At 70.9% G+C, this 19276-nt stretch carries 16 protein-coding genes; all 16 read right to left on the reverse strand.

Features of this window, described 5'->3' with window-relative positions; translation table 11 throughout:
- Nucleotide 1: 1 nt before the first annotated feature.
- Nucleotides 2-727: a prepilin peptidase gene (locus IE200_RS18415; RefSeq protein WP_191280953.1), complete on the reverse strand. Its 726-nt coding sequence runs from the start codon at nucleotides 725-727 to the stop codon at nucleotides 2-4.
- Between the two features lie 8 nt (nucleotides 728-735).
- Nucleotides 736-1578, reverse strand: coding sequence for a shikimate dehydrogenase (locus tag IE200_RS18420; RefSeq protein WP_191280954.1), 843 nt, complete (start codon nucleotides 1576-1578; stop codon nucleotides 736-738).
- Entirely contained in the window at nucleotides 1572-2750 is a 1179-nt protein-coding gene (gene mltG / locus IE200_RS18425) for an endolytic transglycosylase MltG (RefSeq protein ID WP_191280955.1), read from the reverse strand. Before mltG ends, IE200_RS18420 begins: the two co-directional genes overlap by 7 nt.
- Nucleotides 2747-3223 carry a Holliday junction resolvase RuvX gene (ruvX, locus tag IE200_RS18430; protein WP_191280956.1) on the reverse strand — a complete coding sequence of 159 codons (477 nt, stop codon included), beginning with the start codon at nucleotides 3221-3223 and terminating at the stop codon, nucleotides 2747-2749. The genes mltG and ruvX overlap by 4 nt, the downstream gene beginning before the upstream one ends.
- 2 nt (nucleotides 3224-3225) lie before the next feature.
- On the reverse strand, nucleotides 3226-5925 hold the full coding sequence (gene alaS, locus IE200_RS18435; protein WP_191280957.1) for an alanine--tRNA ligase: 2700 nt from the start codon (nucleotides 5923-5925) through the stop codon (nucleotides 3226-3228).
- Nucleotides 5925-6197, reverse strand: coding sequence for a DUF6167 family protein (locus tag IE200_RS18440; protein WP_191280958.1), 273 nt, complete (start codon nucleotides 6195-6197; stop codon nucleotides 5925-5927). Before IE200_RS18440 ends, alaS begins: the two co-directional genes overlap by 1 nt.
- Nucleotides 6197-6718, reverse strand: coding sequence for a hypothetical protein (locus tag IE200_RS18445; RefSeq protein ID WP_191280959.1), 522 nt, complete (start codon nucleotides 6716-6718; stop codon nucleotides 6197-6199). Before IE200_RS18445 ends, IE200_RS18440 begins: the two co-directional genes overlap by 1 nt.
- A gap of 19 nt (nucleotides 6719-6737) precedes the next feature.
- Nucleotides 6738-8408: an alpha-amylase family protein gene (locus IE200_RS18450; RefSeq protein WP_191280960.1), complete on the reverse strand. Its 1671-nt coding sequence runs from the start codon at nucleotides 8406-8408 to the stop codon at nucleotides 6738-6740.
- 32 nt (nucleotides 8409-8440) lie between these two features.
- Nucleotides 8441-9397 carry a TIGR03885 family FMN-dependent LLM class oxidoreductase gene (locus IE200_RS18455; RefSeq protein ID WP_191280961.1) on the reverse strand — a complete coding sequence of 319 codons (957 nt, stop codon included), beginning with the start codon at nucleotides 9395-9397 and terminating at the stop codon, nucleotides 8441-8443.
- A gap of 45 nt (nucleotides 9398-9442) precedes the next feature.
- Complete coding sequence (locus tag IE200_RS18460; protein WP_191280962.1) at nucleotides 9443-11215, reverse strand: ABC transporter substrate-binding protein; 1773 nt, start codon at nucleotides 11213-11215, stop codon at nucleotides 9443-9445.
- A 38-nt stretch (nucleotides 11216-11253) separates the two neighbouring features.
- Nucleotides 11254-12621, reverse strand: a complete 1368-nt coding sequence (locus IE200_RS18465) for a replication-associated recombination protein A (RefSeq protein WP_407941032.1) — start codon at nucleotides 12619-12621, stop codon at nucleotides 11254-11256.
- Between the two features lie 35 nt (nucleotides 12622-12656).
- Nucleotides 12657-13988 carry an ABC transporter ATP-binding protein gene (locus IE200_RS18470; protein ID WP_308433028.1) on the reverse strand — a complete coding sequence of 444 codons (1332 nt, stop codon included), beginning with the start codon at nucleotides 13986-13988 and terminating at the stop codon, nucleotides 12657-12659.
- The gene (locus IE200_RS18475) at nucleotides 13985-15007 is read right to left on the reverse strand and encodes an ABC transporter ATP-binding protein (protein ID WP_191280993.1); all 1023 of its coding nucleotides are present in this window, start codon (nucleotides 15005-15007) and stop codon (nucleotides 13985-13987) included. Before IE200_RS18475 ends, IE200_RS18470 begins: the two co-directional genes overlap by 4 nt.
- Nucleotides 15008-15087: 80 nt before the next feature.
- Nucleotides 15088-16095 carry an ABC transporter permease gene (locus IE200_RS18480; RefSeq protein ID WP_191280963.1) on the reverse strand — a complete coding sequence of 336 codons (1008 nt, stop codon included), beginning with the start codon at nucleotides 16093-16095 and terminating at the stop codon, nucleotides 15088-15090.
- 193 nt (nucleotides 16096-16288) lie between these two features.
- A complete protein-coding gene (locus tag IE200_RS18485) occupies nucleotides 16289-18067 on the reverse strand; it encodes an ABC transporter substrate-binding protein (protein ID WP_191280964.1) in 1779 nt (592 codons plus the stop codon).
- A gap of 70 nt (nucleotides 18068-18137) precedes the next feature.
- Entirely contained in the window at nucleotides 18138-19169 is a 1032-nt protein-coding gene (locus IE200_RS18490; RefSeq protein WP_229856799.1) for an ABC transporter permease, read from the reverse strand.
- Nucleotides 19170-19276: the final 107 nt, after the last annotated feature.

Below are 19276 nucleotides of genomic sequence, written 5' to 3' on the forward strand. Positions count from 1 at the left end.
CTCAGCCCCAGACCCGGCCGGCGATCGCAGTCCCCCAGACGAGACCCACGAGGGCACCACCGACCATGAACGGCCCGAAGGGGAACGACCTCTTGAGCAGGCTCCGGTCGCGGCGCGCGACGATCACCGCCAGCGCCGGGACCGCGAAGAGGAGGAAGCCCGCCCACAGGCCGACGGCCAGCTCTCCCCAGCCCGCCCAGCCGAGCACCAGGCCGACCGGGGCCGCGAGCCGGACGTCGCCGAAGCCCATGCCGGCCGAGCGGACGAACCACAGCACCCAGAAGAACGAGCGCGCCACGACCATCGCCACCAGCGCCCGGACGAGTGCCTCACGCTGGTCGGTCGCCAGCCCGACCACGCCCACCACGAGGATCGCGGCGAGCGTCGCGGGGACCACGATCACCCGCGGCAGCAGCCGGGTGTGCCAGTCGATCACCGACAGCGCGACGGCGACCGGGACCAGCGGCACCAGCCACAGCAGGGGCCAGCCGAGCCCGGTGGCCGCGCCGAGGAGCCCGCCCGCCACCGCCGACGCGAGGGCGCTGCGCAGACCCAGCCCGGGCCGGGCGGCGATCACGGCGTACGCCGTCTTGGGCGGCTCGTCGTCGGGGACGTCGCTCGCCGTCTGGGCGGGCTCGGGGACCCGCGCGACCAGCCGGGGCACCAGGAGACCGCCGAGGCCGGCGAGCAGCGCCGCGACGAGGGCGGCGGTCAGGGATTCGTCCACGGCAGCATTCAAGCCGTCGCGCGGTCCGCAAGGGCGCGTTCGCCGGCATCGCGCATCACGTCGAGGGGGGCCGGACTCCCGGTGAACAGCTCGACCTGGAGCGCCGCCTGGTGGACGAGGAGGTCGAGCCCGCCGACGAGCGTACGGCCGGTGTCGAGGGCGGAGGCCGCCAGCGGCGTCGGCCAGGGGTCGTACAGCACCTCGAAGACCACCGGCACCGCCGCGCAGCGCTCGACCAGGGCCGTCGTCTGCGCCGAGGCGGGCACTGTCGAGACCACGACGTCGGCGCGGACCCCGTCGGTGGCGTCCAGCGCCGAGGTCCGTACGTCCACCCCCGCCGGGTGCGCCCGCAGCGCGGCGACGGTCTCCCCCGCCCGCGACTCGTCACGCACCAGGAGCTCGACCGACCGGACGCCGAGGTCGGCCAACGCCAGCCCGACGGAGGTCGCCGTCGCGCCGCCGCCGAGGACGACCGCGGAGCCCAGTGGGGCGGACGTACGCTCCCGGATCGCGGCAGCCGCCCCGGGAAGGTCGGTGTTGTCGCCGACGCGGGAGCCGTCGTCCTCCAGGACGAGCGTGTTGACCGCGCCCGCCAGCCGGGCCCGGTCGGTGAGGCGGTCGCTGTGCCGATCGAGCTGCGCCAGCGCCTCACGCTTGAGCGGCATCGTCAACGACAGTCCGCGCCACTCCGGCCCGAGCCCGGACATGAATGCCTCCAGCCCTCCCGACGGCACGCGGTGCGCGTCGTACGTCCAGCCGAGCCCGAGCTCGGCGTAGGCCGCGCGGTGCAGCACCGGCGACAGCGAGTGGGCGATCGGGTCGCCCAGCACGCCGCAGCGCCGGTTCAGCACCGGTCCGAGGTCTCGCAGTAGGCCTTGTACTCGTCGCGGCCGACCAGGAAGTCGTCGTAGTCCTCGTAGAACTTCGTCTCGCCCGTCTCCAGGTTGACCGTGACGTAGTAGTACCAGGGCCCCTCAGCCGGGTTGGCTGCTGCCTCGATGGCGTCGTCGCCGGGAGCCTCGATCGGCGTCGGGGGCAGACCGGCGTTGAGGCGCGTGTTGTAGGGCGTGTCCTCGGCGAGCTGCTCGGGGGTCAGCTCCGTCGAGCCGGGCGACAGTCCGAGCCCGTAGGCGATCGAGGCGTCGATGCCGAGGGTGCCGTTGGTGCCGCCCTTGTCGCCGGGGCCGTCGAGGCGGTTGTAGATGACGCGCGCGATCTTGGGCATGTCGTCGCCGCGGCCCTCGGCCTCGATGAGCGAGGCGATGATCATCAGCTCACCGGGCGTCTTGCCGAGCTCGGCGGCCTTCTCCTCCAGCCCGGCCTCGTCGGCCGCCTGGCGCCAGCGGTCGACCATCATCCTGAGGATCCGCACCGGCTTCATGCCCGGCTTGACCTCGTAGGTCGCGGGGAACAGGTATCCCTCGGCGTTGCCCTCGGCGTAGTCGGGCAGGCCGATCCGGTCGGGCTGCTGGAGCGCCCGGTTCCACGCCTGCGCGGGGAAGTCGGTGTTCTCGGCCAGCGTCGCGACGATCTCGGTGACCCTGAGGCCCTCGGGAACGGTCACGGTCGGGAATCCGATGAGGTTGTCGGGGTCGATGAGGACCTCGAGCGCGTCGGCGGCGCGCATCTCCTTCTGAAGCTCGTAGGCGCCGACCTGGATGCCGTCCGAGTCGGGCTCGCCCGCGGCGGCGTCGATGAAGGCCTGCACGGACAGCGTGACGCCCTCCGCCTTGAGGTTGCGCCCGATCTGGGCGACGGTGTCGCCCTCGTTGACGGTGAACTCCACCGAGCCGGTGCCCGGGCCGGGGTAGTCCTCCGGGCCCTGGAACTGGTCGGCGACCCACGAGACGCCCTGCGTCAGCGCGACGTAGAAGCCGCCGAGCAGCACGACGAGCGCGACCAGGACGGCGACGCAGCCCTTGAGGCCGCGGCCCTTGCGCCGCCTGCCTCCCGGGACGTACTCGTAGTCCTCGTCCCTCAGGTCGTCCCCGAGCTCGTCCGTGTGGACCTCGCGCTCACTCATGTGTCTCCATCACCTGTCTCGGTCACCTCGACGACCTCTCCGGGTGCCTGCCCGCTGGACCGCTCGGTGTCGAGCGCGGTCTGCAGGATCAGCACTGCGGCGGCCTGGTCCACCACGGCCCGCCGCTTGGCCCCGCGCCGTCCCTGATCGCGCAGGATCGACTCGGCCGACACCGTGGTCAGTCGTTCATCACACAGTCTGACGGGTACGGGGGCAACCCGGCGAGCCAGCCGCGCCGCGAGGGCCCGCGCCTTCTCCGCGGCGGGCCCCTCCGAGCCGTTGAGGGAGCGCGGCAGGCCGACCACCACCTCGACCGCCTCGAGCTCGGCCGCGAGCTGCGCGATGCGGCGTACGTCGCCCTTGCCCGTGCGCACGGTCTCGACCGGGGTCGCCAGGAAGCCGGTCGGGTCGCTGCTCGCGACACCGATCCGGGCGTCCCCCGGGTCGATGCCGAGCCGCACTCCGAACCGCATGCTCAGGCCTGGACCCTCGCAGCGACCTCGCGCCCGACCAGCGCCAGCGCCTCGTCGATGCGCGAGGCGTCGGTGCCGCCGCCCTGGGCGACGTCGTCCTTGCCGCCGCCCTTGCCGCCGAGCAGCGGACCGACGGCGCGTACGAGCTCGCCGGCCGACAGCCCGCGGGCGCGCGCCTCGTCGTTGGTGGCGGCCACGACCGAGACCTTGCCGTCGGCCTGCCCGATGATGACGACGACGCCGGGCTCGCCCTGCGGGAGCCGGCCGCGCACGTCCATCGCGAGGTTGCGCACGTCGCCGCCGCCCGCACCGTCCGCCCGGTGTGCCACGAGCTTCACCGGACCGACCTGGGTGGCGCCGGCCGCGAGGTCGGCGCTCGCCCCGAGGAGCTGGGCCAGGCGCGCCTTCTCCAGCTCCTTCTCGGCGGCCTTGAGCCGCTCGGTGAGGCCCTGGACGCGGCTGACCAGGTCGTCGGGCTGGGTCTTGAGCAGGCCGGTGAGCTGGGCGACCACGTCGCGCTCGCGGGCGAGGTAGCCGAAGCCCTCGACGCCGGTGAGCGCCTCGATGCGCCGGTTGCCCGAGCCGACGCTGGTCTCTCCCGTGACGACGACCGTGCCGATCTGGGACGAGTGCTCGACGTGGGTGCCACCGCAGAGCTCGCGCGACCAGGGGCCGCCGATCTCGACGACGCGCACCTTGGTGTTGTCGTAGGTCTCGCCGAAGAGGGCGATCGCGCCCCACTCCTTGGCCTGCTCGAGCGTCATGTAGTCCCACGACACCGGGAGGTCCGCGCGAAGCGCCTGCTGGGAGACCAGCTCGATGTCGCGCACCTGCGCGGGGCTCAGCGCCTGCGTCCACCCGAAGTCGAGGCGGAGGTAGCCGGGCCGGTTGTAGGAGCCGGACTGCAGCGCCGTCGGGCCGAGCACCTCGCGCAGCGCCGCGTGCACGACGTGGGTGCCGGAGTGGGCCTGGCGGGCACCGGTGCGCCACTCGGGGTCGACGCTGGCGTGGACCTCGCGGCCCGCCTCCAGCTCGCCCTCGAGCACCCGGACCTGGTGCACGACGAGGCCCTTGATCGGGCGCTGGACGTCGAGCACCTCGAGCCGGCCGCCGTCGAAGACGATCGTGCCCGCGTCGGCGGCCTGGCCACCGGACTCGGCGTAGAACGGGGTGCGGTCGAGGACGAGCTCGCCGACCTCGCCCTCGGCCAGCCGCGCGACGGGTGCGCCGCCGCTGAGCAGCGCCAGCGGCCGCGACTCGGTCTCGAGCGTCTCGTAGGCCAGCCACTCGGTCGGGCCGTGCTCGTCGAAGACCCCGCGGTAGGCCGCGGTGTCGCCGTGGGCGCCCTTCTTGGCGCGGGCGTCGGCCTTGGCGCGCTCGCGCTGCTCGGCCATCAGGCCGCGGAAGCCCTGCTCGTCGACGGCCAGGCCCTGCTCGGCCGCCATCTCGAGCGTCAGGTCGATCGGGAAGCCGTAGGTGTCGTGCAGCGCGAACGCGCGCTCGCCCGACAGGGTGGACCCGCCGGACGACTTCACCTCGCCGGCCGCGAGGTCGAAGATCTGCGTGCCGGCCTGCAGGGTCTTGCGGAAGGCGTCCTCCTCGGCGAAGGCGACCTGCGAGATCCGCGGCCAGTCGCTGAGGAGGTTGTCGTAGGTCTCCCCCATCTTGTCGCGGGAGACCGGCATGAGCTCGGGCAGGACGCGGTCGTCGCAGCCGAGCAGGCGCATGGACCGTACGGCGCGGCGCAGCAGGCGGCGCAGGACGTAGCCGCGCCCGTCGTTGCCGGGGGTGACGCCGTCGCCGATGAGCATCATCGAGGAGCGCACGTGGTCGGCGACCACGCGGAAGCGGACGTCGTCGGCCGGGTCGGCGCCGTAGCGCTTGCCGGTGAGCTGCTCGGCCCGCTCGATCACGGGGAACATGACGTCGATCTCGTACATGTTGTTCTTGCCCTGGAGCAGGAACGCGACCCGGTCGAGGCCCATGCCCGTGTCGATGTTCTTCTTCGGCAGCGAGCCGGCGATGTCGAAGTCGGACTTCGAGCGCACGGCGCTCAGCTCGTCCTGCATGAAGACGAGGTTCCAGAACTCCAGCAGCCGGTCCTCGAGCTCGACCGGCATGTCCGGACCGAGCGTGGCGGGGTCGAAGTCGGGTCCCCACTCGGGACCGCGGTCGTAGAGGATCTCCGAGCACGGGCCGCCGGGGCCGGGGACGCCCATCGACCAGTAGTTCTCCTTGGGACCGAGCTGGACGATCCGCTCGCGCGGCAGGCCGGTGACCTTCGTCCAGAGCTCGACGGCCTCCTCGTCGCCGGCGAGCACCGACGGGTAGAGGCGCGACTCGTCCATCCCGAAGCCGCCGTCGGCCTGCGACTTCGTGATCAGGTCCCACGCCAGCTCGATGGCGCCTTCCTTGAAGTAGTCGCCGAAGGAGAAGTTGCCGCACATCTCGAAGAAGGTGCCGTGCCGCGTGGTCTTGCCGACGTCCTCGATGTCGGGGGTGCGCACGCACTTCTGGATGCTGGTCGCCCGGGCGTACGGCGGGGTCTCCTGGCCGAGGAAGTAGGGCTTGAACGGCACCATGCCGGCCGGGACGAAGAGCAGGTTGGGGTCGTCGGCGAGCAGCGAGGCGGAAGGCACCACGGCGTGTCCGGCGGCCTCGAAGTGCGCGAGGAAGCGGCGGCGGATCTCGGCGGTGTCCATCAGTGGTCCTTCGTCTCGGTGCTGCTCGTGGTCAGTTCAGGGAGGCCATCTGTGCTGGGAGCAGGCCTCAGGCCCAGCTGCTCGCGCAACTCGGTCTCGCGCTCGACGCGGCCCTGGTGGACCTCCTCGGCGAACAGGCGCGCACCGTGCTGCCAGCCGCGGACGCGGTCGCGCATCCCCTCGGCGGTGAGCGACTCGGCGGCACGGCGGGCGCGGGCGGCGGCGTACACCCCGACCCCCGCCCCGGCGACGAACCAGAGTGGGCGACCCATCAGGCGACGTCCTCCCGCAGGGCTGCGCGCTCACGCGCCCGGAACTCCCGCAGCGCCTGCTTGGTCTCCGCGCGGCGCTCGCGGCCGGCGCGACGGGTCTCCTGGCGGACCTCGAACCGGATCCGGTTGCGGCTCGCCGGGGACAGGGCGCGGCGCAGCCCGTGGGTCCACGAGGCGGCCTTGACGACCGTCTCGCGGGCCACGATGTCGGTGAAGAGGCGCCCGTCGATGGGTGCTGCGTGGGATGCGGCGGGCACGGCCGGCTCGTCGCGGTCGTCGAGCCGTACGCCTGTGATGACGTAGGTGTCGACGGCGGCGTCGACGGCCGCGGGCTCGTCGTCGACCGGCCGCCGGCCGGCCGCCGAGGACTCGAGGAGGGCGACGCGCTCGGCGAGGGCGGCCGCGGTGGTCTCGGCGCGTCGGGCGTGGCTGCGGGCGCGCGCAGCCACCAGAAGCGCCGCCCCGGCTGCCAGGACGGCCCCGAGGACGGCTGCCGCCAGCCACACCTGCTCCGAAGTCACGGCGCCGAGCCTACAAGCCTCACGGGATGGCGAGGTCACCCGCCGGGCGCACCCGCAGCCAGCGGAAGCCGTACCCCTCGAGCGCGATACGGGTCGTGGGACCGCCGGTCACGAGCTCCTCGGCCATCAGGTCGACCGCCTCGAGGCCCGCGTCGTCGGGATCGACGGGCACGTCGACGGTCACCGGGTCTGCGCCGAGGTTGTGGACGGTGATCACGGCGGAGCCCTCCACCGAGCAGCGCTGCACCAGGACGCGGGGCTCAGGCTGGTCGAGGACGGTCCACGTGCCCCAGCCGAGCTCGGGACACGTGCGACGGATGCTGATCAGCTTGCGGATGAAGCTCCACAGCGAGTCGGGGTCGTGCATCTGGTCGACGACGTTGACGTGCTCGGGGCCGTACCCGTCCGGGACGACGCGCTGGACCAGGCGCGACGGGATCGCCGAGGAGAACCCACCGTTGCGGCCCGCGCTCCACTGCATCGGTGTACGCACCGCCATGCGGCCGTCGGCCTCGAGGTCCTCCCCCATCCCGATCTCCTCGCCGTAGTAGAGCGTCGGGGTGCCCGGCAGCGAGAACATCAGGCTGTAGGCCATCCGGATGCGGCGCGGGTCGCCGCCGAGCATCGTCGGAAGCCGCCGCTTGAGGCCGCGACCGTAGAGCTGCATCTCCGGCTCGGGTCCGAAGGCGGCGAACACCTCTTCCCGCTCGCCGTCGGTGAGCTTGTCGAGCGTCAGCTCGTCGTGGTTGCGCAGGAAGGTCGCCCACTGGCAGGTCGCGTCGATCGTCGGCCGCTCCTGCAGCGCCGTGACGAGCGGCCCGGCGTCCTCGCGGGCCAGGGCGAGGTAGGTGGCCTGCATCCCGATGAAGTCGAACTGCATCTGCAGCTCGTCGGCCGCGTCGCCGCCGAAGAACGCCAGCTGCTGCTCGTGGGGGAGGTTGACCTCGCCGAGCATCATCGACCAGCCTGTGCGGCGGTTGAGGAAGGACCGGATGGTGCGCATCAGCTCGTGGGGGTCGACCTCGAGACCCGTGTCGCCGGCGTTCTTCGCGTTCTGCTCCAGGAACGGGATGCCGTCGACGCGGAAGCCGTCGAACCCGAGCTCCAGCCAGAACCCGACCACCCGCAGTATCTCGTCGACCACCTCGGGGTTGCTCAGGTTGAGGTCGGGCTGGTGCTTGTAGAAGTTGTGTAGGTACCACTCGCCGGTGCGCTCGTCACGCTCCCAGATCGAGTCCTCGCGATCGGGGAAGACCACCAGCTCTGAGGTGTCCGGGGGCTCGGTGCTGCGCCAGACGTAGTGCTCGCGGTAGCGGTTCGACGTGCTCCGCCGCGACGCCTGGAACCACGGGTGGCGGTCGGAGGTGTGGTTGATCACGAGGTCGGCGATGACGTTGATGCCGCGGTCGTGCGCCGTACGGATCACCTCGACCAGCTGGCCCAGCGTGCCCAGGCGGGGGTCGACGCCGTAGAAGTCGGTGAGGTCGTAGCCGTCGTCGCGGTCCGGGGTCGGGTAGAACGGCATCAGCCACAGGCAGGTGATCCCGAGCTCGGCGAGGTAGTCGATGCGCCGGGCGAGGCCGCCGAGGTCGCCGATCCCGTCACCGTCGGAGTCGTGGAAGGTCTCGATGTCGAGGCAGTAGATGACCGCGCTCTTCCACCACAGGTCGCTCGTGTCGGTGATTCGCACCCCGTCACACAACCAGACGCCGGCGTCCGGCGTCAGCCCCTCAGGGTGGGGAGCACCTGCTCGCCGAAGGCGTCTATGAAGCGCTCCTGCTCCTGCCCGACGAAGTGCAGGTAGACGTCGTCGAACCCGACCGCCGCCAGCTCGGCGATCCGGTCGCGGTGCCGGCCGAGGTCCTCGGAGATCTCCACGGCCGCCCGCACGCTCTCGATGCCGACGTGCTCGCCCATCACGTCGAACGCATCAGCCGTCTCGGTGTCCCAGTTGACCGGCTCGGTGAAGACGTTAGTGCGCCACTGGTCCAGCGCGATCGCCTCGGCCTCCTCGGACGTGGGCGCCCAGGACAGGTGCAGCTGCAGCGCGAGCGGGCCGCGTCCTCCGGCGTCGCGGTAGGCGGCGACGACGTCTCGCAGCACCTCGACCGGCTGGTTGATGGTGACGAGCCCGTCGGCCCACGCGGCGACCCGGGCGGCGGACGCGACGGACACCGCGGGCCCGACGAGGCGCGGCTGGGTGGTCGGGAGGTCCCACACGCGGGCGCGGTCGACGGTGACGAGGCCCTGGTGCGTGACCTCCTCGCCGGCCAGCAGCCGCCGGATGACGTCGACGCACTCCTCGAGCCGTCGGGTGCGCTCCTCCTTCGGCGGCCAGCGGTCGCCGGTGATGTGCTCGTTGCTGGCCTCGCCGCTGCCGAGCGCGGTCCAGAACCTGCCGGGGAACATCTCGCCGAGGGTGGCGATCTTCTGGGCGACCACCGCCGGGTGGTAGCGCACCCCGGGGGCGGAGACGCAGCCCAGCTCGAGGTCGGTGGTGGCGAGGGCTGCTCCGAGCCAGCTCCAGGTGTAGCCCGAGTGGCCCTGCCGCGTGCTCCACGGCGAGATGTGGTCGGAGCACATGGCCATGTCGAACCCCGCCCGCTCGGCGTGCTGGACGTCGGCCAGCAGGCGGGACGGAGCGATCTGCTCGTGGGAGGCGTGGAACCCGATGCGCATGCACCCCACCGTAGACGCCCGCGCGGGACCGGCCGGCGCGTCCGGTCACCGCACGACGAAGAGGTCCTTGTAGTTCGGCGCACCCATCGAGCCCTCACCCGTGGGGTTGCCGACCCGCTCGCCGAACACGAGGAGACGGTTCTGGTAGGAGGTGGGGATGATCGGGAAGTGGTCGGTGAGGATCTGCTCGTCGAGCTCACCCCACGCCGCGGCCTGCTCCTCGACCGGCAGCCCGGCGATGTCGTCCATCGCCCGGTCGACGGTCGGGTCGGCGAACCGGGCGGTGTTGAACGGGGCGCCGCTCCTGAGCAGGGGCGGCAGGAGCGCCGAGCCGGAGGGCCACATCGGGCACCAGCTCACCCCTCGGACGTTGAGGGCCCGGTCGACCTCGTTGTCGCGGTCGAGCCAGACGCTGTAGATCGACTGCTGCACGGGGATCGCCCGCACCTCGAAGCCGCTCGCCTCGAGGCCCTTGGTCAGCTGCTCCTGCGCGGCGGATGCGGCGGGGTCCAGCTGGTTGTAGGCCATCGTGATCGGGTACGGCTCGGTGGCGTGGCCGGCCTCGGCGAGCAGCGCGCGGGCCTTGTCGGGGTCGTAGGTGATCTCCTCGCCGTCGACCGCGATGTCCCTCCTGCCGGGCATCCCCGGCGGCATGAGGGACGACGCCCGGACCCGGGTGACGCCGGGGACCTCGCCGGTCGCGACCCAGACGTCCTCGTGGGGGACGGCGTACGCCAGTGCCCGGCGGACGCGGACGTCGGTGATCTTCGTGTGGTCGGGGGTGATCGTGGAGACGCACTGGGTGGCCTGCTGGACCAGGCGCTCGCCCAGCACCTGCGTCGCCTCGCGGTAGCGTCCCGCGCCCAGCGACGTCGCCACCGCGGTGCGGCTGGCGGCGATGCCCGACAGCATGATCTCGTCGACCTTCGCCTGGTCCTGGTCGAACCGGAAGACGAACCTGTCGGCGTACTGGTGGCGTCCCGGGTCGGAGGCGGGGTCCCACTCGTCGTTGCGCACCAGCACGAGCTCCTCGGCAGGCGCCCAGCGCTCGACCTCGTACGGGCCGGTGGCGAGTGGTCGCTGGGCGTAGCCCACCGGGTCGGACGCCTCGCCCAGCGGCGCGGGGCCCATGGCGAGGACGGCGCCCCAGTGGGGCATGTCGGGGAAGGGCCGGTCCATCGCGATCGTCACGTCCTGGTCGTCGACGCTGATGCCGTCGTAGTCGTCGCACTCCGGGTCGCCGGCCGAGTAGGGCCCCGGGTAGTCGTCGGCGCCGGCGAAGTACTGGGTGGAGTACTCGGTGCCCGGTCCCGACGGGAACGTCGCGGTGTCGAGCGATCGGCAGATGCCGAAGGCGACCTCTTCGGGGGTGACGGGCTTGCCGTCCTCCCAGGTGGCGTCGTCGCGGATGGTGAAGGTCCACTCGGTGAAGTCGCCGTTGTGGCGCCCGAGGTCCGTGGCCAGGTCGGGCACCAGCACCGGCCGCCCGTCGTCGCCGCGGACGTACTGGGTCAGCGTGCGGCTGACGAGTGCCTGCTGGATCGCGTTGCCGGTGGACGACCAGCCGCCGGTCGGGTCGAGCGTGTCGGGACCCGGAGCGCCGGGCATGAGGACCGTGATCGTTCCGCCGGGCGTGGCGCCCTCGACCTCGGGTGCGGGTCCGCGTCGATCGGGGTCGACGGTCACGGCGGCCGGGACGGTGTAGGCCGCCCCCGGCCGGGGCCGCTCCCACCCCTGGTCCGTGCCCTCGTCGCTGCAGGCGGCGAGCGCGAGCACGACGGCACACGCGACGACGACCAGCGGCCGGCTCCCCCTCATGCGCGCGATTCTCCCCCGTGCCCTGCTGTCCTGACGAACTAGCGGCCGCGGACGATCCGGCGCACCCGCTCCCAGCGCTCCTTGATCCCGGCCTCCGCCCCGAGGGCGGTCGGTCGGTAGTAGGTCGCGTCCTCGAGGACGTCGGGGAGGTACTGCTGCTCGGCGACCCCGAACGGCTCGTCGTGCGGGTAGGCGTAGCCCTTGCCGTGGCCCAGGTCCTTGGCGCCGCCGTAGTGGGCGTCGCGCAGGTGGGCGGGCACCTGCCCGATCTTCCCGGCACGCACGTCCGAGATCGCCGCGTCGATCGCGGTGATGACCGCGTTGGACTTCGGGGCGACCGCCAGGTGGATCGTTGCCTGGGCGAGGTTGATCCGGGCCTCGGGCATGCCGATCAGCTGCACGGCCTGCGCCGCCGCGACCGCCGCCTGGAGTGCCGTCGGGTCGGCCAGTCCGATGTCCTCGCTGGCGTGGACGACGAGCCGGCGCGCGATGAATCGCGGGTCCTCACCCGCCTCGATCATCCGCGCGAGGTAGTGCAGCGCGGCGTCGGGGTCGGAGCCGCGGATCGACTTGATGAAGGCGGAGATCACGTCGTAGTGCTGGTCACCCTGGCGGTCGTAGCGCACGGCCGCCTGGTCGACCGCCGTCTCGGCCGTGGCCAGGTCGATCGCGTCGAGGCCGTTGCTCGCCGCGGCGCCGGCGGCCGCCTCGAGGTAGGTCAGTGCGCGACGGGCGTCCCCGCCGGCCAGGCGTACGAGGTGGTCGCGTGCGTCGTCGTCGAGCGCCGTCGCGCCCGCCAGGCCGCGCTCGTCGGCGAGCGCCTGGTCGATGACCTCGGCGACGTCGTCGTCGGTCAGCGACTGCAGCCGCAGCAGCAGGCTGCGTGAGAGCAACGGACTGATCACCGAGAAGAACGGGTTCTCTGTGGTGGCGGCGATGAGCGTGACCCAGCGGTTCTCCACCCCGGGCAGGAGGGCGTCCTGCTGGGCCTTGGTGAAGCGGTGCACCTCGTCGACGAACAGGACGGTCTCCTGCCCGCCCCGCGCGAGCTCGGCGCGGGCCCCGTCGATGGCCGCACGGACCTCCTTGACCCCCGCGGCGACCGCGGAGACCTCGACGAACCGACGCCGCGTCTGCTGGCTGACGATCGCGGCGATCGTCGTCTTCCCGGTGCCGGGCGGACCCCACAGCAGGAGCGACATCGACTGGTCGCCCTCGACCAGCCGTCGCAGGGGCGACCCCGCGGCGCGAAGCTGCTGCTGGCCGACCAGCTCGTCGATCGTGCGCGGTCGCATCCGTACGGCCAGGGGGGCCGAGGCGTGCGTGTTCGTGCCCAGCGATCCCGCGCTGGGCACGGTCGCGGGCGCGGGGTGTCCCGCGCCCGGGATCTCGAACAAGCCGTCCACGTCGGCGAGTATCCCCGACGACGTCGGGGTCCGGTTCAGACCCCCGTGGTCTGCTTGGTCCGGAGGTCGTACCAGGTCTTCTCGTAGCCCGGGATGGTGAGCTGGGTGTTGCTCGGCGTGGCCCCGGGGACCGGGCTGCCCTGGTCGTCGACGCCGAGGAGCTCCGTCGTCACCGGGGTGGCGGGGTGGGCACCCAGCTCGCCTGCGAAGTGGCACGCGACCTTGTGGCGCTTGCCGATCTGCAGCAGCGGCGGCTCGACCTTGGCACAGATCTCCTGCGCGAACTGGCAGCGCGTACGGAACCGGCAGCCGGACGGCGGGTTGATCGGGCTGGGCACGTCGCCCTCGAGGCGGATGCGCTCGCGCCGACCGCCGACGGCCGCCTGCTTGACGTCGGGCACCGCGGAGAGCAGCGCCTGCGTGTAGGGGTGGTGCGGGTGGGAGTAGATCGTCTCCCGGTCGCCGATCTCCACGATCTTGCCGAGGTACATCACGGCGATCTCGGGGCAGAAGTGACGCACGATGGCCAGGTCGTGGGCGATGAAGAGGAACGCCACGTCGAACTCGGACTGGATGTCCTGGAGCAGGTTGATGACCTGGGCCTGGATCGACACGTCGAGTGCCGAGACCGGCTCGTCCGCGACGAGCACCTTGGGGTTCAGGGTCAGCGCGCGGGCGATGCCGATGCGCTGGCGCTGGCCGCCGGAGAACTCGTTGGGGTAGCGGTTGTAGTGCTCGGGGTTGAGGCCGACGATCTCGAGCAGCTCCTGCACGCGCGGCAGGACCTTGTCCTTCGGCACCACGTTGTGGACCTCGAGGGGCGCACCGACGATCGTGCCGACCGTGTGGCGCGGGTTCAGCGAGGTGTACGGGTCCTGGAAGATCATCTGCACGTCGCGGCGCAGCGGCTTCATCTCGCGGTTGGAGAGCTTGGCCAGGTCCTTGCCGTCGAACATCATCGAGCCGCCGGTCGGCTTGTAGAGCCGGGTGATGAGGCGACCGGTGGTCGACTTGCCACACCCCGACTCCCCCACCAGGCCCAGCGAGCCGCCCTTGGGCACCTCGAAGGAGATGCCGTCGACGGCCTGCACGTGCCCGATCGTGCGTCGTACGACCCCGGACGACTTCACCGGGAAGTACATCTTGAGGTTGTCGACGGTCAGCACGGCCGGAGCGTCGGGGTCGAGCTCGGAGGCGGTGTGGCCGTGCTCGGCGACGATGTGGAAGTCGAGGTCGCCGACGTTGACCTCGTGCGAGCCGTACGCGTCGCTCACGTCGTCGCCGAGCCGGCGCTCGCCGGCCTCGGCGGCGTTGGCCCCGACGGCGGTCGGCTCGACCTCGGCTCGGGCGTTGGGATCCTGGGTCATCGGGTCTCCTCGAGGAGCTCGGGGGCGATCTCGGGCAGCACCTCGGTCTGGTAGACCGCGACCGGGTCGGCGAGGTGGCAGCGCTTGAGATGGGCCGTGCCCGAGCTGGCCGGCAGCAGCTCGGGAAGCTGGGTGGTGCACAGGTCGCCGGGGACCTTGGTGGAGTGCACGCAACGGGGGTGGAAGGAGCATCCCGACGGGGGCCGCAGCAGGCTCGGCGGGTTGCCGGGGATGGGGATCAGCCGCGCGTCGGTCGACGACGACACGTCGGGCACGCTGGACAGCAGGCCCCACGTGTAGGGCATCTCCGGCGTGGTCAGGATCTCCTTGGTGGTGCCGAACTCGACGCAGCGGCCGGCGTACATCACCAGGACGTCGTCGGCCATCTCAGCGATCACCCCGAGGTCGTGGGTGATGATGATGACGGCCGAGTTGAACTCGCGCTGCAGGTCCTGGAGCAGGTCGAGGATCTGCGCCTGCACCGTCACGTCGAGGGCGGTCGTCGGCTCGTCGGCGATGAGCAGCGACGGGTCGTTGATGAGGCCCATCGCGATCATGGCGCGCTGGCGCATGCCGCCGGAGAACTGGTGCGGGAAGTCGTCCACGCGCCGGTCCGGCTGCGGGATGCCGACGCGGTCGAGCATCTCGATCGCCTTGCGGCGGGCGTCGCGCTTGGAGGCGCTCGAGTGGTGGACCAGGTAGGCCTCCTCGAGCTGCGCGCCGATCTTGTAGAAGGGGTGCAGCGCGGCGAGGGCGTCCTGGAAGATCATCGCCATGGAGTTGCCGCGCAGGCCGCGCATGCGCGACTCGCTCAGTCCGACGACCTCGGTGCCACCCACGCGGATGGAGCCGGAGATCTTGGCCGACTTGGCGTCGTGCAGGCCCATCACGGCCATGCTGGAGACGGACTTGCCCGAGCCGGACTCGCCGACGATGCCGAGCGTCTTGCCCTTCTCGACCGAGTAGGACAGGCCCTGCACCGCGGTGACGGGACCGTCCTCGGTCGGGAAGGTCACCATCAGGTCCTCGACCTGCAGGAAGGGACCGTCGGTCTCGGACGCCGCCGCGGCGGCGCTGGACTGGGTCACGGGAACGCTGGTCACGAGAGCCTCACCCTCGGGTCGAGGACGCTGTAGACAACGTCGACGAGCAGGTTGGAGATGATCAGGACGACGGCGCTGAACAGGGCGGTGGCCATCACGACCGGGAGGTCCTTGCCCTGCACCGCCTCGAGCGCCCACCAGCCGATGCCCTGGATCTCGAAGATCCGCTCGGTGAAGATCGTGCCGGCGAGCAGGGTGCCGAAGTCGATGCCGAAGATGGTGACGACCGGCACCAGGGCGGCCCGCAGGCCGTGCTTGTAGACGATCTTGCGCGCGGGCAGGCCCTTGGCCTTGGCCGTGCGGATGTAGTCCTCGCTGAGCGCCTCGACCATCGCTCCGCGGGTGAATCGCGTGTACTGGGTGCAGCCGAAGATGCCGAGTGCGACCCAGGCGAGGAAGAGCCCGCTGAACCACTTGAACGGACCGTTCTCGCCTATGGAGAAGTAGCCGGTGTCGCTGAACAGGGGCACCTCGAAGGTGATCGTGAGGTAGAGCCAGGTCAGGAGCGCGAAGAGGTAGTAGGGGATCGAGCTGATGAACAGGAAGCTCGAGACCAGGGCCTTGTCGGCCACGGTGCCACGCCGTCGCGCGGCTGCGACGCCGATGGGGACGCCGAAGAGGAGGTAGAGGAACGCGCCGCCGATGGCCACGGAGAAGGTCGCGGGCATGCGCGAGACCAGCTCCTCCTTGACCGGCTGCTTGGTGCGGTAGCTGACGCCCAGGCACGGGGCCGGGCACTCGTACTCGCTGGAGGCGATGGTGAGCGTACGTCCGACGAAGACGCCCTGGACGAACTTGCCGTACTCCTCGTAGACGGGGTTGTTGTAGCCCAGCGTCTCTTCGTAGATCTCGATCCGGTCGCCACACCTGTTGCTGGTCTCGCGGTCGCAGATCGGTTGAGCAGGGCTCGACGGTCCGAACCAGAACAGCAGGAAGATTCCCATCGAGACCAGCGTCACGACGAGGACTCCCGAGATCAGGCGCTTCACGACATAGGCAAACATCGCTGGTCACTCTCCGGGGATGGTGGATGAGTCGGACCCCCGAGGCGCAGAAGCCTACCGGGTCCGGGCTGCCGAGTGGGGGCTCCCATTGGTACGGGAGCCCCCACCGGTCAGGGGTGCTACAGGTACTGCTGTGTGGTGCTGGGTACTACGTGGTGCTCCGGGTCCTCAGGACCCGTGGCGAGCGCCAGGATCACTGCATCACGTACAGGTCCTTGTAGTTCGGCGCACCGAGGGCGCCGTCGCCCGTCGGGTTGCCGATCTTGCTGCCGAACACGAACAGGTCGTTGCGGAACGCGGTCGGGATGATCGGGAAGTAGTCCGTCATGATCATCTCGTCCAGGTCGCCCCACGCGGCGGGCTGCTCGTCGACCGGAACCTCGGTCACGATGCGGTCGATCTCCTCGTCAACAGCGGCCTCCTTGAAGAAGGCGGTGTTGTAGACCTCGTCGCCACCCAGCAGCGGCGGGATCATGGTCGAGGCCGACGGCCAGTCCGAGCACCAGTTGACGCCACGGAGGTTCAGCTTCTTGTTGATCTTGCTGTCGGGGTCGAGCCACACGTTGTACGGGGACTCCTGCACCGGGATCGCGTTGACCTTGAAGCCGGAGGCCTCGAAGCCCTTGGTGATCTGGTCCTGGGTGGCCTTGGCCAGCGGGTCGACCTCGTAGTAGACCATGGTGATCTCGTAGGGCTCGTCGCCGTAGCCGGCCTCGGCCAGCAGCTCCTTGGCCTTCTCCGGGTCGTAGGTGATCTGCTCACCGTCGACCTGGAAGTCCTTCTTGCCGGCCATGCCGGGGGGCATCACCGAGTTGGCGGGGATGCGGGTCACGCCGGGGACCTCGCCGCCGGCGATCCACACGTCCTCGTAGGGGTACGCGTAGGCCAGGGCCTTGCGGACCTCGATCTCGGTGATCTTGGTGTAGTCCGGTGTCAGGGTCGAGACGCACTGCGACGTCTGCTGCACGAGACGGTCGCCGAGCTGCGCGTTGGCGTCGTTGTACTTGTCCGAGCCGAGCGAGGCGGAGACGGCGGTCTGGCTGTCGGCGTTGTCCGACAGCATGATCTCGTCGACCTTGGCCTGGTCCTGGTTGAACTTGAAGACGAACTCGTCGGCGTACTGGTGACGACCCGGGTCGGACTCAGGAGCCCACTGGTCGTTCTTCACGAGGACGAGCTCCTCGTTGGGCTTGTAGCTCTCGACCTTGTAGGGGCCGTTGGAGAGCGGCTTGGTGCCGTAGTTCGGCGGCTTGGAGGCGTTGCCGAGCGGAGCCGGGCCCATGGCCATGAAGGCGCCCCAGTAGTCCATCTCCGGGAAGGGCTTCTCCATCGAGATGGTGATGTCCTGGCCGTTGACCGTGACACCGTCCCAGTTCTCGCACTTGGGGTCCTTGCCGGTGTACGGACCCTCGTAGTCGGCCGCGCCGGCGAAGTAGTCCTTGGAGTACTTCGTGCCCGGACCGGACGGGAACGCCTCGGAGTCGAGCGAGCGGCAGATGCCGAAGGCGACCTCTTCGGGGGTGACGGGCTTGCCGTCCTCCCACGTGGCGTCCTCACGGATGGTGAAGGTCCACTCCGTGAAGTCCTCGTTGTAGGTGCCCAGGTCGGTGGCGAGGTCGGGGACCAGGATCGGGTCGCCGGTCTCCTCGTCACGGATGTACTGGGTCAGCGAGCGGTGCGTCAGCGCCTGCTGGATGGAGTTGCCGGTGACGGACCAGCCACCGGTGGGGTCGAGCGAGTCGGGACCCGGGTCGCCGGCGAGGTAGACCGTGATGGTCCCGCCCTCGGTGGCGCCCTCGACCTCGGCGGCGGGGCCCTGACGCTCAGCGTCCTTCGTGCCCCCCTCCTGGTCGCCGAACTCCCTCTGCGTGCCCTCGCCGGTCTCGCCCTCGTCAGACGACCCGCCGCCGCAGGCGGCGAGGGTCAGGAGGGCGGCACCAGCAACGAGTGCGAGCGGCTTGTTCCGCTTCATGCTGTCCAGCCTTTCTTTCTTGTTCTCACCGAGGACGGCGTCTCCGGCGACGTGTGTGGGACCCGGAAGGTCAGCGTCGGGTCTTGGGGTCGAGGGCGTCGCGCACCGCGTCGCCCAAGAGGTTGAGGGACAGCACCAGCGCGACGATGCCGAGCAGCGGCTGCCACAGGTACTGCGGGTACTCGCGGAAGTACGTCGGGGTGGCGGCCTTGAGGATCGTCTGGCCCCACGAGACGCCGTCGGTGACGCCGATGCCGAGGTAGGCCAGGCCGGCCTCCAGCGCGACGAACGCGGGCAGCATCAGCGAGACGCTGATGATGATCGGCGCGGCGAGGTTGGGCAGGAGCTCCTTGAACAGGATCCGCGAGGTCGGCATGCCCATCACGCGGGCCGCCTGGACGAACTCGCGCTCGCGCAGGGCGAGGACCTCACCGCGGATCAGGCGGGCCGTGCCCATCCAGCCGAACATCGCCAGGACCATCACGAGGCTGAACTTCTGGATCGTGGGGTAGTCCGGCGAGGTGTTGAACCGCTCGTTGAGGATCGGGGCCAGCGTCAGCGCCGCGAGGAGGAACGGGATCGTGAGGAACATGTCGATGAAGAACGACAGGACCTTGTCGACCGCGCCGCCGAGGAAGCCGGCCAGCAGGCCGATGACCACGCCGACGACGCTGGCGATCAGCGTGGCCGTGAAGGCGATCAGGAGGGACACGCGGCAGCCGTGGAGCCAGTAGGCCAGGTTGTCCTCACCGGTGCGCGGGGCGACACCCATGGGGTGCTCCCACGTGAAGGGACCGACGGGCGGACCCATCTCGGGCTTCGGCAGGCCGTTGTTGAGGCCGTCGACTCGCTCGGAGGCGAGGGGGGTCTCGAGGCTGACGCCGAAGAGGTCGCTGATCGTCCCGGCGAACATCGCGCAGATGACGAAGAACAGGACCACCACCGCACAGACGACGGCGATCTTGTCCCGGGCCAGGCGGCCCAGCGCGATCCGCAACGGCGACTTGCCGGAGATCTCCTTGGCCTGCTGGCTGTTGGGATCCTGCTGCGGCTCGTCGCTCAACGAGCCCAGCGTCTCCGGCCCTGCGGTCTCTGCCGACATGCTCTCCCCATCTGGTTCGGGACTTTCCCGACGCAGATCGGGGGTCCCCCGGGGCCTGCGCCGAGACGGGACTCTATGTGACCCACGACGCTCCGACGATCACCGAC

The organism is Nocardioides flavus (ex Wang et al. 2016) (assembly GCF_014653115.1).
Classification (GTDB): Bacteria; Actinomycetota; Actinomycetes; order Propionibacteriales; family Nocardioidaceae; genus Nocardioides; species Nocardioides flavus.

Coding starts and splice junctions, on each gene's coding strand:
- IE200_RS18455 (WP_191280961.1), bottom strand. CDS start 9,397: ATGCGCATCGGGTTCCACGCCTCCCACGAGCAGATCGCTCCGTCCCGC.
- IE200_RS18485 (WP_191280964.1), bottom strand. CDS start 18,067: ATGAAGCGGAACAAGCCGCTCGCACTCGTTGCTGGTGCCGCCCTCCTG.
- IE200_RS18480 (WP_191280963.1), bottom strand. CDS start 16,095: ATGTTTGCCTATGTCGTGAAGCGCCTGATCTCGGGAGTCCTCGTCGTG.
- IE200_RS18475 (WP_191280993.1), bottom strand. CDS start 15,007: ATGGTGACCTTCCCGACCGAGGACGGTCCCGTCACCGCGGTGCAGGGC.
- IE200_RS18490 (WP_229856799.1), bottom strand. CDS start 19,169: ATGTCGGCAGAGACCGCAGGGCCGGAGACGCTGGGCTCGTTGAGCGAC.
- IE200_RS18460 (WP_191280962.1), bottom strand. CDS start 11,215: ATGAGGGGGAGCCGGCCGCTGGTCGTCGTCGCGTGTGCCGTCGTGCTC.
- ruvX (WP_191280956.1), bottom strand. CDS start 3,223: ATGCGGTTCGGAGTGCGGCTCGGCATCGACCCGGGGGACGCCCGGATC.
- IE200_RS18440 (WP_191280958.1), bottom strand. CDS start 6,197: ATGGGTCGCCCACTCTGGTTCGTCGCCGGGGCGGGGGTCGGGGTGTAC.
- mltG (WP_191280955.1), bottom strand. CDS start 2,750: ATGAGTGAGCGCGAGGTCCACACGGACGAGCTCGGGGACGACCTGAGG.
- IE200_RS18470 (WP_308433028.1), bottom strand. CDS start 13,988: ATGACCCAGGATCCCAACGCCCGAGCCGAGGTCGAGCCGACCGCCGTC.
- alaS (WP_191280957.1), bottom strand. CDS start 5,925: ATGGACACCGCCGAGATCCGCCGCCGCTTCCTCGCGCACTTCGAGGCC.